Source organism: Marinobacter sp. F4218 (assembly GCF_019443085.1).
GTDB lineage: Bacteria > Pseudomonadota > Gammaproteobacteria > Pseudomonadales > Oleiphilaceae > Marinobacter > Marinobacter albus.
In genome coordinates, this window is the sequence record NZ_JAHZIL010000004.1 from 564,605 (window position 1) to 577,442 (window position 12,838).

Annotated in this window: 15 protein-coding genes; 8 read left to right on the forward strand and 7 right to left on the reverse strand. The window is 59.4% G+C overall.

Features of this window, described 5'->3' with window-relative positions; all coding sequences use genetic code 11:
• Positions 1-29: 29 nt before the first annotated feature.
• Both K0B93_RS17930 and K0B93_RS17935 read right to left on the reverse strand, forming a co-directional pair.
• Positions 30-440, reverse strand: a complete 411-nt coding sequence (locus K0B93_RS17930) for a peptidoglycan-binding domain-containing protein (RefSeq protein WP_219868619.1) — start codon at positions 438-440, stop codon at positions 30-32.
• Between the two features lie 123 nt (positions 441-563).
• A complete protein-coding gene (locus K0B93_RS17935) occupies positions 564-1,664 on the reverse strand; it encodes an AI-2E family transporter (RefSeq protein ID WP_219868620.1) in 1,101 nt (366 codons plus the stop codon).
• A 154-nt stretch (positions 1,665-1,818) separates the two neighbouring features.
• On the opposite strand from K0B93_RS17935, the gene K0B93_RS17940 reads away from it, so the two are divergent.
• The 3 genes from K0B93_RS17940 to K0B93_RS17950 all read left to right on the forward strand — a co-directional run bounded on the left by K0B93_RS17940 (position 1,819) and on the right by K0B93_RS17950 (position 3,535).
• On the forward strand, positions 1,819-2,163 hold the full coding sequence (locus K0B93_RS17940; protein WP_219868621.1) for a hypothetical protein: 345 nt from the start codon (positions 1,819-1,821) through the stop codon (positions 2,161-2,163).
• Between the two features lie 71 nt (positions 2,164-2,234).
• Positions 2,235-2,489, forward strand: coding sequence for a hypothetical protein (locus K0B93_RS17945; protein ID WP_228743581.1), 255 nt, complete (start codon positions 2,235-2,237; stop codon positions 2,487-2,489).
• Positions 2,490-2,635: 146 nt separating this feature from the next.
• On the forward strand, positions 2,636-3,535 hold the full coding sequence (locus K0B93_RS17950; protein WP_219868622.1) for a haloalkane dehalogenase: 900 nt from the start codon (positions 2,636-2,638) through the stop codon (positions 3,533-3,535).
• Here the strand turns inward: K0B93_RS17950 and K0B93_RS17955 are convergent.
• Entirely contained in the window at positions 3,518-3,871 is a 354-nt protein-coding gene (locus tag K0B93_RS17955; RefSeq protein ID WP_324125805.1) for a hypothetical protein, read from the reverse strand. The two genes, K0B93_RS17950 and K0B93_RS17955, sit on opposite strands and share 18 nt — an antisense overlap.
• A 236-nt stretch (positions 3,872-4,107) precedes the next feature.
• On the opposite strand from K0B93_RS17955, the gene K0B93_RS17960 reads away from it, so the two are divergent.
• Complete coding sequence (locus K0B93_RS17960; protein WP_219868624.1) at positions 4,108-5,622, forward strand: DEAD/DEAH box helicase; 1,515 nt, start codon at positions 4,108-4,110, stop codon at positions 5,620-5,622.
• Here K0B93_RS17960 and K0B93_RS17965 read toward each other — a convergent pair.
• From K0B93_RS17965 to K0B93_RS17980, 4 genes are all read right to left on the reverse strand, one after another.
• Entirely contained in the window at positions 5,619-6,128 is a 510-nt protein-coding gene (locus tag K0B93_RS17965; protein ID WP_219868625.1) for a dihydrofolate reductase, read from the reverse strand. The genes K0B93_RS17960 and K0B93_RS17965 overlap by 4 nt on opposite strands.
• A 77-nt stretch (positions 6,129-6,205) precedes the next feature.
• Positions 6,206-7,045, reverse strand: coding sequence for a thymidylate synthase (locus K0B93_RS17970; protein WP_219868626.1), 840 nt, complete (start codon positions 7,043-7,045; stop codon positions 6,206-6,208).
• Positions 7,042-7,830, reverse strand: a complete 789-nt coding sequence (gene lgt / locus K0B93_RS17975) for a prolipoprotein diacylglyceryl transferase (protein ID WP_219868627.1) — start codon at positions 7,828-7,830, stop codon at positions 7,042-7,044. Before lgt ends, K0B93_RS17970 begins: the two co-directional genes overlap by 4 nt.
• 10 nt (positions 7,831-7,840) lie before the next feature.
• Positions 7,841-8,638, reverse strand: a complete 798-nt coding sequence (locus tag K0B93_RS17980; RefSeq protein ID WP_219868628.1) for a sulfite exporter TauE/SafE family protein — start codon at positions 8,636-8,638, stop codon at positions 7,841-7,843.
• Positions 8,639-8,727: 89 nt separating this feature from the next.
• Between K0B93_RS17980 and K0B93_RS17985 the strand changes: the two genes are divergently transcribed.
• From K0B93_RS17985 to dxs, 4 genes are all read left to right on the forward strand, one after another.
• Positions 8,728-9,501, forward strand: a complete 774-nt coding sequence (locus K0B93_RS17985) for an NRDE family protein (protein WP_219868629.1) — start codon at positions 8,728-8,730, stop codon at positions 9,499-9,501.
• 54 nt (positions 9,502-9,555) lie between these two features.
• Positions 9,556-9,810, forward strand: coding sequence for an exodeoxyribonuclease VII small subunit (locus tag K0B93_RS17990; protein WP_219868630.1), 255 nt, complete (start codon positions 9,556-9,558; stop codon positions 9,808-9,810).
• Entirely contained in the window at positions 9,810-10,706 is an 897-nt protein-coding gene (locus tag K0B93_RS17995; RefSeq protein ID WP_219868631.1) for a polyprenyl synthetase family protein, read from the forward strand. Before K0B93_RS17990 ends, K0B93_RS17995 begins: the two co-directional genes overlap by 1 nt.
• Before the next feature lie 132 nt (positions 10,707-10,838).
• Positions 10,839-12,770 carry a 1-deoxy-D-xylulose-5-phosphate synthase gene (gene dxs, locus K0B93_RS18000; RefSeq protein ID WP_219868632.1) on the forward strand — a complete coding sequence of 644 codons (1,932 nt, stop codon included), beginning with the start codon at positions 10,839-10,841 and terminating at the stop codon, positions 12,768-12,770.
• The last annotated feature ends 68 nt before the right edge of the window (positions 12,771-12,838 follow it).

A 12,838-nucleotide genomic window follows, 5' to 3' on the forward strand; every position in this document is an offset into this window, starting at 1 on the left:
CCTGGCGGGCTTTTTTGTCGGTGGCCGACTTACCAGAGCGACCAGCCGCCCTCGTCATCTTCTTCAATTGCACCTTCTTCGGCGCTTTCGGTCTTGGCCGGCGCCTCAGACTTCGCTGGTGCGGAGGAGCTGGCACTGCTCTGTGCCGGCGCGGTAGAGGCCGCAGCGACCTTCACCGAAATCATGCCCAGCGCCTTTTTGGTCTCATCGTTCAGGGTTCCAGTCGCCTGAAGTCCGTTTTCCTTCTGGAACGTGGTCAACGCCGCGCGCGTGGCATCGTCCATTTTAGAGCTGACGTTCGTAATGTTATACCCGGCGCCATAGAGCGCATTCTTGAGGGCAACGGTTTCATCCGCATAGGCTACGGGCGCCAGCCCAAGCATGGCAGCGGTGCCGGCCGCCATTGCCAGTCGGCCCAGATGGTTGGTCGCTTTTCTCATGGTACTCACCTGCATTACTCCTGATATCTCGCCGATACCCGTTTCTTTTTTGTTTTGTGGTGCCTATCTCCACAGGCTGGGGCAAACAATGAAAATCGTATCACACTTTCGCGACATGTAACCTCACCCGGCTCCATCGTCACCATGGCCGTGACTGGGTCCAACTTTTTCAGTCCGCCCGGTCTCCTCCCCAAACTCGCGGATAAAGATTCCCCAGAACGCCATGAACAGCGCCGCCACCAATGGCCCCATGACAAAACCGTTAACTCCGAACATGACGATGCCCCCCAGAGTGGACAACAGTACGATGTAATCGGGCAGCTTGGTATCGCGGCCCACCAGCACCGGGCGCAGGAGGTTGTCCGCCAGGCCGATAACCACAACGCCAAAAATGGTCAGTATCACTGCCTGGATCGTGTCCCCGACTGCGGCCAGGTAGATGGCGGCCGGCACCCAGACCAATGCTGCACCCACGGCCGGCAACAGGGATACGATGGCCATCACAACACCCCAGAGCAGTGCGCCGCTAATTCCCAGGATCCAGAAAATCAGACCGCCCAGAGCCCCCTGGATAATGGCGATCAGTAGATTGCCTTTCACGGTGGCCCGGGTTACCTCGGCAAACTTCGCGAACAGCAGTCGTTCACGCTCATCGCCGAGCGGCAGTGCCCGAATCATCAGCTCCACCAGCTTGGTGCCGTCGCGTAGCAGGAAGAACGCCAGATACACCATCAGTGCCAGGCCCAGGAAAAACTGAAAGGTATTCTGACCAACCCCAAGCGCCTGTTTTGCGAAAAACTGACTGCCACCGACAAAGATGTTGACCGCGCGGTCACGAATTTCGGCGAAATTGATATCAAACTGGGCCAGAAACGACTGGATGGCGGGGAATGACTTGTTCACCTGATCAATATACTCGCCCGGTCGTATTTCACCATCCTGGATCTGCTGGTAAACGCCGACACCCTCGGCGATGAGCGACGTTATCAGCACCAGCACCGGAATGACGACAATCACCATGCAAGTGACAAGCGTAATCAGGGCATTCACGTTCGGACGCTCTCCGATCTTGCGTACCAGCAGTTGCTGAACCGGGTGAAAAATCAGCGCGATGGCAACGGCCCAGAAAATGGGACCGAAAAACGGTTTCATGAGCCACACAAAGGCCAGGGAAACCCCCACCAACATCGCGAGAAAAGTCCGAGTTTCCAGTTTTGCGTACATAATTGTGGTTTTTCCTGACAAGTAAGAGCAAAAAGACGGCCCTGCCCGGCTTCAGCCGCAGAACAGGGCTAGCCTACCACGGCAACGTGGCCACTGTAGCCCGCTTCAGGTTATAGTGAACGGTTGTTGATCAGCTATTAAACAGGTCGCGCTGTTGGAACTGGAAACCTTTACACCGGAAACCGCCCTGGAAGCCGCCATTGAACTGCGCCGGGTGCTGGCAGCCCGTACCCACCGCCGCAAGGTGTTGGGGCAGGAGGTGCTGGTCCCGGGCCAGTTGGGTGAGGCACTGCAGCTGCCGCGTACCATCAACCGTCTGCAGAGCAAGCAACAACGGCAACGTGAACTCGGCCTGGACGATTTTCAGGAATTGTGGCCAACCCTTTCACCGACAACTCGCGAAAAAGTGCTGAATGGCATAGGCTGGTATGATCCGAAGGAGCTTGATTGGGAAGACAAGCGTTCCAACCGTCGACCAGTGGTCGATCCGGATAACTAACGCGTAATGGGGCAGGAGACTTTTATTTGTCACACTCCGTCCCTAGGTTGGACTTTATCAGGAGGATAATCATGAGCATAAACGATCAACATATCTACACTGCCCTGGTTGCTGAGGGCAGTGCCGTCCCGACCCTTCTCTGCGGTCATTGTGGTTCAATACTGTCCCGCGCCCGGATTTTCCGGAACGAAGGCGATCGCCTTCAGGACGTCAAATGCATGACCGTCGGTCTGTGTTCGGCCGACGATTGCGGCGCCGTAAACTGCTGCGATTCGGCCATGGCCAGCATTGAAAACCCGGACCAGCTATTTGGAATGGCGTCCTGATTCAAAGCGGCAACGCACTGTTACGCAACTCAAACACACAAAATTTCCATCTGCTTTATCCTGATCTTCGACGATTGTCTTATCGGCCTTCCAGTGCAGGAAGACCCGGACAATCACGCAACCAATCAGTCAGGACAGTCGATGGCATGCGTATTCTGAGAACCGATGAAGCCCGCTTCGCAGGCCTTCCGGATTACCCTTTTACTCCGCATTATCTTGATGTAGCGCCCAACCTGCGTATGCATTATGTGGACGAGGGCCCGGAGAGTGCTTCACCGGTGCTGATGCTGCACGGTGAGCCATCGTGGTCTTACCTCTACCGGCACATGATTCCGCAGGTGGCTGCGGCCGGCTACAGGGTTCTGGCGCCGGATCTGATCGGTTTCGGAAAATCCGACAAACCCGCGGCCGTCGAGGATTACAGCTACGAGCGACATATGGAATGGCTTGCGAGCTGGCTGGAAGCCCTGAATCTGACAAACGTCACCCTGGTTTGCCAGAACTGGGGGTCGCTGCTGGGTCTGAGACTGGCAGCAGAGCACCCTCAGCGTTTCAGTCGGATCATCGTCGGTAACGGAATGCTGCCGACCGGCGAGAATCGTGTCCCGACGGCGTTTTCACTGTGGAAGGCCTTTGCCAGCCACAGCCCCTGGTTTCCGATCGGGCGAATCGTCCAGCTCGGCACTGAACGGACCCTGTCCAAGGCAGAACTGGCCGCGTACGAAGCACCGTTCCCGACAGCGGATTACAAGGCGGGCGCCCGGGCATTCCCGAAGCTGGTTCCCCTGTCCGGTGATGATCCGTCGGGGGAAGCCAACAGGGAAGCCTGGAGAGTGTTGGAGAAATGGCGCAAGCCCTTCATCACCTGCTTTAGTAGCGGGGATCCGATTACCCGGGGCGGTGATCGCTACATGCAACGCCGAATCCCCGGCGCCCATGGTCAACCGCACATTACATTGCGAGGCGGGCACTTCCTGCAGGAAGACTCCCCAGAGGACTTTTCCCGCATCATTATAGATGCCCTGAAATCAGAAATGGCGGCCTGAGTCGCCCGGCGACAGTGCAGGACGTGGGTGGATGATATCAAGGGCCCAGCTCAGCGAACTGGCAGGTACGGGGCCACTTAGGTGCGGCAGGACCGCCGTTGGCCAGGTGTTAACCAGAGCCACGATGTGGGCATCGGAGAAGGTTTCAGGCGACTCGCGGAATTGCATCCAACCTCCCATTTCCCGTCCGCCCTTGCCTGAGAAGGGCATATGCCCGAATGACCAGCGCATCTCAATGTGCCGAGTGAATTCCGGGGTCGTATTGGGAATATAGGGTAACGCCGGGCACTGCTCCACGGGTTGAGCCTCGGATGCCGAAAGGGCATCCACCTGCACCACGGATTCCCGGTCGCCGACAACAACTGATCAAAGGTCATTCCTGAACCCTGTTAGCAACCTACCGGAAAAGGAAAGACTGCCTCAGATGCACCACCAAAGCAATAGTGGCGCACCGGCAACTACCTACAGGGATTAGGGGATTATGCATATTAAAGCAACGGCAAAGCGGCTATAATGCGGCCACATCGTGCATTGCCCGACAATGCCTTACCCCCCGAATTCCGAGTAAATCAATGTCAGAATTGTCCTTTGCCGAACTGGGTCTGGACCCGGCCGTACTTGAAGCCGTGACCGCTGTTGGCTATGAAAAACCGTCTCCCATTCAGGCTCAGTCCATCCCCGCACTGCTGGCCGGAAACCATCTTTTGGGTGTTGCCCAGACAGGTACCGGTAAAACAGCGGCCTTTGCGCTTCCTCTGCTGAGCCGAATTGACGCATCCATCACTGAGCCCCAGATTCTGGTGTTGGCTCCGACCCGGGAACTGGCCATTCAGGTGGCTGAGGCATTCACAACCTACGCCAGCAAGTTCCGCCAGTTCCATGTGCTGCCGATTTACGGCGGCCAGGATTTTTATCCCCAGATCAAGGGCCTGAGGCGCGGTGCCCAGGTTATTGTCGGCACCCCGGGGCGCATGCTCGATCATCTGCGCAAGGGTACCCTGAAACTGGACAGCCTCAAGGCTCTGGTTCTGGACGAAGCCGACGAAATGCTGCGCATGGGTTTCATTGACGATGTCGAAGCGATCCTGGCCAAGACGCCAGAGAACTGCCAGCGCGCCTTGTTCTCGGCCACCATGCCTCCTCAGATCAAGAAGGTCGCCCAGACCTACCTGCGCAACGCAACCGAAGTAAAAATCGAGAGCGAAACCCGGACGGTCGAGCGGATCTCCCAGTTCGTCCTGCCGGTCTACGCCGAGCGCAAGCTGGACGCCCTGACCCGCATCCTGGAAGTCGAACCGATCGATGCCGCCATTATCTTCGTGCGCACCAAGGCCGAAACCACCATGCTGGCGGAGAAACTGTCGGCACGCGGCCATGCCGTCGCGCCCCTGAGTGGCGATCTGAATCAGCGCCAGCGCGAGCAAACCGTTGAAGACCTGAAACGTGGCAAGAAAGACATCATCATTGCGACCGATGTAGCCGCCCGCGGTCTGGACGTCTCTCGCATCACTCACGTCATCAACTACGACGTGCCCTACGATACTGAAGCCTACATCCACCGGGTGGGCCGGACCGGTCGCGCCGGTCGTACTGGCAAAGCCATCCTGCTGGTCACTCCCCGTGAGCGCAGCTGGCTGAAGACCCTTGAGCGCGCCACCAATTCGCCGATGGAAGCCTACGAACTGCCCTCCCCCACTGATCTCAAGAAGATGCGGGAACAGCAGTTTGAGGCCCAGCTGCTGGGTTTCGCGGAGGACAAGAAACTGGCGAAGGCGATGTCGCTGCTCGACGAGATTGCCGAGCGTAATGAGATGGATATGGCGATGGTTGCCGGTGCCCTGGCGTGCTGGATGGAAGCTGCGCAGCCAGGCTCACTGCCGCTGGAGCAGCCGGAAGCCCTGCCGGTCGTTTCTGCCACCCCGCCCCGCCGTGATCGCAAAGGCGGGCGTCCTGGCGAGTTTCGCAAGGGCCCGAAAGGGGGCTTCAAGAAAGGCGGGCCCAAGGGCAAAGGCGGCCCAGGCGGTCGCGGTAAACCGCCCGGCAAGGGCGGCAAGCCCGCTGGAAAGCGCCCACCCCGCCAGGCTTAAGCCTGGCGCTGGTAGACGACGAAACTGTAGTCGTACGGATTGTTGTCGGACGCGGAGAAATCCTCCCGTCCGATCTCTTCCCACTGGCCCCAGTCCACTTCCGGAAAGAACGCGTCCCCGTCCACTTCTGCGTGCACCTGGGTGACGTACATTCGATCCACCATCGGTAGCGCCTCGGTATAGATCTGGCCGCCCCCGATGATCATCACCTCGTCCCCCCCTTCCAGCTCGGCCTGAGCCTCGGCTTTGACCAACGCATCCTGCAGCGACGTTGCCGCCACCGTGCCGGCGGGTGCCTGCCAGTCCGGATTCCGGGAAATAACCACGTTCATGCGACCCGGCAGTGGCCGACCAATGGAATCCCAGGTCTTACGCCCCATGATTATGGGCTTGCCCATGGTCGCCTGCTTGAAGTAGCGCAGGTCGCCCGGCAGGTACCAAGGGAGATTGTTGTTGCGACCGATGACCCGGTTACGGGACATGGCGACGATGAGGGCTTTCCTCATTTCGGATCCTCTTGCTTTGGCGTTGGCAAGCTCTACCTCCCGCCCGCAGTCAGGCTGAAGAAACAGTCAACTGAAGTTTAAATCGCGATCGGAGCCTTGATCCCCGGATAAGGGTCATAACCTTCGAACTCAAAATCTTCCAGTTCATACTCGAAGATGGATGCCGGTTTGCGCCTGATCACCAGCTTCGGCAGGGCACGCGGTTCACGTTTGAGCTGTTCGAAGACAATGTCGTCAGTCAAGTGGTTCTGGTACAGGTGGCAATCACCAAACGTATGCACGAACTCACCAACGTCCAGATCGCATTGCTGGGCGATCATATGTGTCAACAGGGCGTAAGAGGCAATATTGAACGGCACGCCGAGAAAGAGATCGGCGCTGCGCTGGTAGAGCTGGCAGGAGAGCTTGCCGTCGGCCACGTAGAACTGGAACAGGCAATGGCAGGGGGCCAGCGCCATACGACCTTGACGAACGTTATCCTGGGGGCCGATGGACTCGTCCGGAAGTTCGGCCGGATTCCAGGCCGAGACAATCAGGCGCCGGGAGTTCGGCTTGGCTCGGATCTGCTCAACCACTTCGCTGATCTGATCGACCACCCGACCGTCCGGGCACTGCCAACTACGCCACTGCTTGCCGTATATCGGTCCCAGGTCGCCATCGTCCAGGGCCCACTCGTTCCAGATCGACACCTTGCGCTCTTGCAGCCAGGAGTTGTCGGTGGAACCGTTCAGGAACCAGAGCAACTCGTAAATAATACTGCGCAGATGGACTTTCTTGGTGGTGACCAGCGGAAAACCATCCTGGAGATTGAAGCGGACCTGGCGCCCGAACACGGATCGCGTGCCGACGCCAGTCCGGTCACCTTTACCGTATCCGTTATCGACAACATCCTGCATCAGGTCGAGATAGGCTTTCATTCCGCATTTCTCCGGTAAGCAATGTACATAAGGGCGGCACCAGCCAAAATCATCGGCGTCGACAGCACTTGCCCCATGGTTAGCCAATCAAACGCCAGGTATCCAAGTTGCGGATCCGGTTCGCGCACGAATTCCACCATGAACCGGAACACGCCATAGAAAATCAGAAACATGCCGGACACCGCCATCCGCGGTCTGGGCTTTGCTGAAAACCACCACAGGATAACGAACAGCGCAACGCCCTCAAGGGCAAACTGATACAGCTGGGAGGGGTGCCGGGCCAGTGCATCCGGCGCAGTCGGAAAGACCATGCCCCAAGACACATCGGTCGGCTTGCCCCATAGTTCGCCATTGATAAAGTTACCAATACGACCCGCGCCTAGCCCAACCGGCACCAGCGGCGCCACGAAGTCAGCGATTTTCCAGAAACCGGCTCCGACTTTGCGCCCGTACCACCACATTGCCAGCATGACGCCCAGCAGGCCACCGTGAAAGGACATGCCGCCCTCCCAAACCCGCAGCAGCCAGAGGGGGTCCGCCAGGAAAACATCGAAATTGTAGAAGATCACGTAGCCAAACCGGCCACCGAGGATTACCCCAAGGGCCAGGTAGAACAGCAGGTCCCCCATCTGCTCTTCGTCGATCGGAGACCCTGGTTTGCGAGTACGCAAGCGCCCGAGCCACCAACCGGCAACAAACCCCACCAGGTAGGTCAGGCCATACCAATGAATCTTGAGTGGACCGATGGCAATGGCCACCGGATCAATCTGGGGATGCTGCAGCATCGACAACCTCTCAGCTCAAAAGAAAACGGAGCCCCACAAGAAGCAGGACGACGGCAAAAACTCGTTTCAGGACCACGGCATCCAACCGGTGCGCCAGCGTAGCCCCCACCCGGGCGAACACCACGCTGGTCAGGATGATACCCAGGAGTGCGGGCAGGTAAATAAACCCAACGCTGTACTCTGGCAGGTAGGTGTTGCCCCACCCCGTCCAGATGTTACCCAGTGCACCGGCGACGGCAATCGGTAAGCCACACGCCGCAGAGGTGCCCACCGCGTTCTGCATGCGCACATTGCACCAGGTCATATAGGGCACCGTCAGGGTGCCACCACCGATCCCGAAGATGGCAGAGGCCCAGCCAATTACTCCCCCGGAGGCGACAAGACCCGGTTGGCCCGGAACAACCCGCCCCGGCTTGGGGTTGGCACCGGTCAGCATCTTGATGGCGACCGCGATGACAAACACCCCGATCACCAGTTCCAGTGCCGGCCCGCTCAACAACGACGCTGACCAGGCGCCAATTATCGCGCCGACCACGATACCCACTGCCATGGGCCGAAAAATATCCCAACGGACGGCCCCGTGCCGGTGATGGGACCGGATGGAGCTGAGAGAGGTAAACACAATGGTCGCCAGAGAGGTGCCAACCGCCAGATGGGCTGCGATTTCAGGACTGATGCCCTGAAGACCGAAACTGAAAATCAGTACAGGGACAATAATAAGCCCGCCACCGATACCAAACAGACCCGCCAGCGTACCAGCAAGGGCACCAAGCGCCAGATAGGAAGCAAATACGTAAATCAGGGTCATCGCCTTGTCCATAGCCCCGCAGAACAAGGCTGGTATGATACACACCGCAACTGCCAACTTCATCAAATCCGGGAGTGCCACGCGACACTATGTGCCTTATCGCTTTTACCCTTGGCCAAAACGCCAACTTTCCCCTTGTGGTGGCTGCCAACCGGGACGAATTTTTCCGGCGCCCAACAGCGCCGATGGATTGGTGGGAGACCACGCAGGGCACCCGGATACTGGCCGGACGGGATTTGCAATCCGGCGGCACCTGGCTGGCAATTTCCGGCGACGGCACCGTCAGCGCGGTGACCAACGTACGCGAGGGCACCCCCGAAGACGGCCGCAACAGTCGTGGGGAACTGCCGTTGCGAGCCCTTGAGGAGCCGATCCCGGACCTCGCGGCCAGATTATCCGATGAACCCGGGCAGTACGCAGGGTTCAACCTTGTTTATCTGAACGATTCGTCGGGCTGGTATTACAGCAATCGCGACGCTCACCCCGGTCGGAACATACACCGCGGCGTCTACGGGCTTAGCAATCATCTGCTGCAAACGCCATGGCCCAAGTTGCTGCGCCTGAGGCAGGCCGTAGGCGATACCGTGGCATCGGCCGATAATGACGCCGAAGCATTACATCAGGAACTGATCGCCCTGCTTCAGGATACGACACCGGCTCCGGACCATTTGCTGCCGGATACCGGCGTCGGCATTGATACCGAGCGCTTCCTGTCTTCGCCGTTCATTGTCGGTGATTCCTACGGAACCCGCGCCACCACCATTGTCAGCGTCTCCCGAAGCGGTGAAATACGAGTCAGCGAACAGGGCTGGGGCCCCAATGCCGAACCCCACCCATGCCGGCGTTTCCACTGGCAGCGGTAGCCGGCAAGCTCTGATATAATCCGCGAAATTCTGCCACCCATCGGAGGGCCCCTGATGGCCAGTGAACAAGGCGCCACATCCATTGCCGATTTCGAAAAATCCCTTGATGAACTGGAAACGCTCGTCCGGGATCTGGAACAGGGCGAACTGTCTCTCGAGCAGTCACTGACCGCGTTCGAGCGCGGCGTCAAACTCACCCGGGAGTGCCAACAGGCCCTGAAAAGTGCCGAACAGCGGGTCGAGCAACTGGTCCAGAACAGCGATGGCACCCTGGAAACCCAACCGTTTACTCCGGACGATTCGGATTGATGACTGATCAGAACAAGCTGGCTCAGGACTTCCTTGAGACCTGTCGCGTCCGGGTGGACGCCGAACTCGAACGCTGCCTGGAGCACGGTTGCGCCTCCGAGCGACTGCAGGAAGCCATGCGCTACAGCGTGCTTGGCGGGGGCAAACGAATTCGCCCCGCCCTTTGTCTGGCTGCAGCCAAGGCGGCCGGGCAGACCGGTGACGAAGTGCTGGCGCCCGCCTGCGCGGTGGAACTGATCCATGCCTACTCTCTGATCCACGACGATTTGCCCGCCATGGACGATGACGAGTTGCGCCGGGGTCGTCCGACCACGCATATTGCGTTCGATGAGGCCACCGCGATTCTCGCCGGCGACGCGCTTCAGGCGCTGGCCTTCCGCTGGCTGTCCGGCAATGACAAGATCGAGGCGGCGGCACGACTTGCCATGGTGCATGAACTGGCTGGAGCAAGCGGCCACTACGGAATGGTCGGCGGCCAGGCCATTGATCTGGAGTCTGTTGGCAAAACCCTGTCCCTCGCCCAGCTCGAAACCATGCACCGGCACAAGACCGGGGCACTCATTGAGGCCAGCGTGAAGCTGGGTGCACTGACTGCCCCCGCCGTGCCCGAATCGGCACTTGGCAATCTGGGCACCTACGCCAAGGCACTGGGCCTGGCCTTCCAGGTGCAGGACGACCTGCTGGACATCGAAGGCGATACCGCGGTTATTGGCAAGCCCCAGGGTTCGGATGCCGCACGCGCCAAGCCCACCTACCCGGCCCTGCTCGGCGTGGCCGGTGCCAGGGAGCATCTGGCCGCACTGCTTGCCAGTGCCCAGGAAAGTCTGAGGGACTTCGGCCCCGAGGCCGATCCACTGCGGGCGATGGCCGATTATGTGGTGGCACGGACCCATTGAATCCCGGCGCCTGAAGGGCGCACACTGAGCTTAACAATCTCGCAATAACTGGCCCAATGGGTGTGAAACAGGCGGCCCTGTTCCCCTATAATGCCAAGCAGTTGCCGAACATTCCGGAAAAGACCCGAGCAGATGCAGGACACTTATATTTTCAAGGAAATCCCGTCACAGCGGCCCAATACCCCTATGCTGGACCGAATGGATTCACCGGCTCAGCTGCGAGAGCTGCCCGCTGACCAGCTTACGCAGCTGGCCAGGGAGCTGAGGGCGTTTCTGCTGTGGTCGGTCGGACAGACCGGAGGCCATTTCGGCGCAGGCCTGGGCGTACTGGAACTGACCGTTGCCCTGCATTACGTGTTCAACACCCCGGAAGACCGCCTGGTCTGGGATGTGGGCCATCAAGCCTACCCCCACAAGATACTGACCGGCCGGCGGGAACAGATGGGCACGATTCGTCGCAAGGACGGTCTGGCCGGATTCCCGAAGCGGGCTGAAAGTGAGTACGATACCTTCGGCGTGGGCCATTCCAGCACTTCCATCAGCGCTGCACTGGGCATGGCCATCGCCGCGCGTCTTCAGAAAACCGGTCGCAAGAGCATTGCCGTGATCGGCGATGGCGCCATGACCGCGGGCATGGCCTTCGAGGCCCTGAACCATGCCGGCCACCTGCATGCGGACATGCTGGTTATTCTGAACGACAACGACATGTCGATTTCCCGTAACGTCGGCGGCCTGTCCAATTATTTCGCCAAACTGCTTTCCAGCCGGACCTACAATCAGGTCCGGGACAGCAGCAAGAAGGTACTTCAGGGCACACCACATCTGATGGCACTGGCGAAAAAGACCGAAGAACACTTCAAGGGCATGATTGCGCCCGGCACCCTGTTCGAGGAGCTGGGATTCAATTACATTGGCCCGATCGATGGCCACGACCTGCCGCTGCTGGTCGAAACCCTGGAGAACATTCGGGAGTTGGAAGGCCCACAATTCCTGCACGTAGTGACCACCAAGGGCAAGGGCTTCGCGCCGGCCGAGGCAGACCCCATTGGCTACCATGCCATTAACAAGATCGACCCGGTGCCGCCCAGCAAGCCGGAACCGGTCAAGCCCAAGCCGGCGAAGCCCAAGTACGCCAACGTTTTCGGCCAATGGCTGTGTGATGCTGCGGCCCAGGACGAGCGGGTCGTGGGCATCACTCCGGCCATGTGCGAAGGCTCGGACCTGCTGGCCTTCTCCGAACGCTTCCCGGACCGTTATTTCGACGTCGCCATTGCCGAACAGCATTCGGTCACTCTGGCTGCTGGTCTGGCCTGCGACGGTGCCAAGCCGGTGGTGGCAATCTATTCCACGTTTCTGCAACGCGGCTACGACCAGCTGATACACGACGTCGCCATTCAGAATCTGGATGTTCTGTTCGCCATTGACCGCGCTGGACTGGTCGGTGAAGACGGGCCAACCCACGCCGGCGCGTTCGATATCAGTTACCTTCGCTGCATTCCGAACATGGTGGTCATGACACCTTCCGACGAGAATGAAACCCGGCAATTGCTGCACACGGGGCTGATGTTCAGTGGCCCCGCCGCGGTACGATACCCGCGCGGCACCGGTCCCGGCGTGGCAATCCAACAGGAGTTGCAGGCGCTGCCCATGGGCAAGGGGCGCCGCGTTCGCGAAGGCAGCGGTGTGGCCATCCTGAATTTTGGCACGCTGCTGGCGCCGGCGCTGGAAGCCGCAGAGGCACTGGGTGCCACGGTCGCGGACATGCGTTTTGTGAAACCACTGGACGAGGAACTGGTGCTGGCGCTCGCCGAGCAACATGAGTTACTGGTGACCCTGGAAGAAAACGCCATTGCCGGCGGTGCAGGCAGTGCCGTAACAGAGTTCCTGAATCGGTGCGAGGTTCTGATGCCCGTGCTACAACTGGGCCTGCCTGACACCTTCATTGACCACGGCAAGCACGGCGAACTGCTCGAAGATTGCGGGCTCGACGCCGACGGCATTCGAATTGCCATTGCAGAGCGCATGGAACGCCTGCAGCGCCAGAGCCTGAAAGCGGTCAAGTAGACCGGTCGCAGGCACAAAAAAGCCCGCCATAACGGCGGGCTTTTCTTTGGGCGGACCGACAGCGCGGC

Bases quoted from the DNA above. Each gene is read 5' to 3' on its own strand.
- K0B93_RS17965 (WP_219868625.1), bottom strand. From the start codon at position 6,128: ATGAGGAAAGCCCTCATCGTCGCCATGTCCCGTAACCGGGTCATCGGT.
- K0B93_RS17985 (WP_219868629.1), top strand. From the start codon at position 8,728: ATGTGCCTTATCGCTTTTACCCTTGGCCAAAACGCCAACTTTCCCCTT.
- K0B93_RS17950 (WP_219868622.1), top strand. From the start codon at position 2,636: ATGCGTATTCTGAGAACCGATGAAGCCCGCTTCGCAGGCCTTCCGGAT.
- K0B93_RS17980 (WP_219868628.1), bottom strand. From the start codon at position 8,638: ATGACCCTGATTTACGTATTTGCTTCCTATCTGGCGCTTGGTGCCCTT.
- K0B93_RS17970 (WP_219868626.1), bottom strand. From the start codon at position 7,045: ATGAAAGCCTATCTCGACCTGATGCAGGATGTTGTCGATAACGGATAC.
- K0B93_RS17995 (WP_219868631.1), top strand. From the start codon at position 9,810: ATGACTGATCAGAACAAGCTGGCTCAGGACTTCCTTGAGACCTGTCGC.
- K0B93_RS17945 (WP_228743581.1), top strand. From the start codon at position 2,235: ATGAGCATAAACGATCAACATATCTACACTGCCCTGGTTGCTGAGGGC.
- K0B93_RS17990 (WP_219868630.1), top strand. From the start codon at position 9,556: ATGGCCAGTGAACAAGGCGCCACATCCATTGCCGATTTCGAAAAATCC.
- K0B93_RS17960 (WP_219868624.1), top strand. From the start codon at position 4,108: ATGTCAGAATTGTCCTTTGCCGAACTGGGTCTGGACCCGGCCGTACTT.
- K0B93_RS17930 (WP_219868619.1), bottom strand. From the start codon at position 440: ATGAGAAAAGCGACCAACCATCTGGGCCGACTGGCAATGGCGGCCGGC.
- K0B93_RS17935 (WP_219868620.1), bottom strand. From the start codon at position 1,664: ATGTACGCAAAACTGGAAACTCGGACTTTTCTCGCGATGTTGGTGGGG.
- lgt (WP_219868627.1), bottom strand. From the start codon at position 7,830: ATGCTGCAGCATCCCCAGATTGATCCGGTGGCCATTGCCATCGGTCCA.
- dxs (WP_219868632.1), top strand. From the start codon at position 10,839: ATGCAGGACACTTATATTTTCAAGGAAATCCCGTCACAGCGGCCCAAT.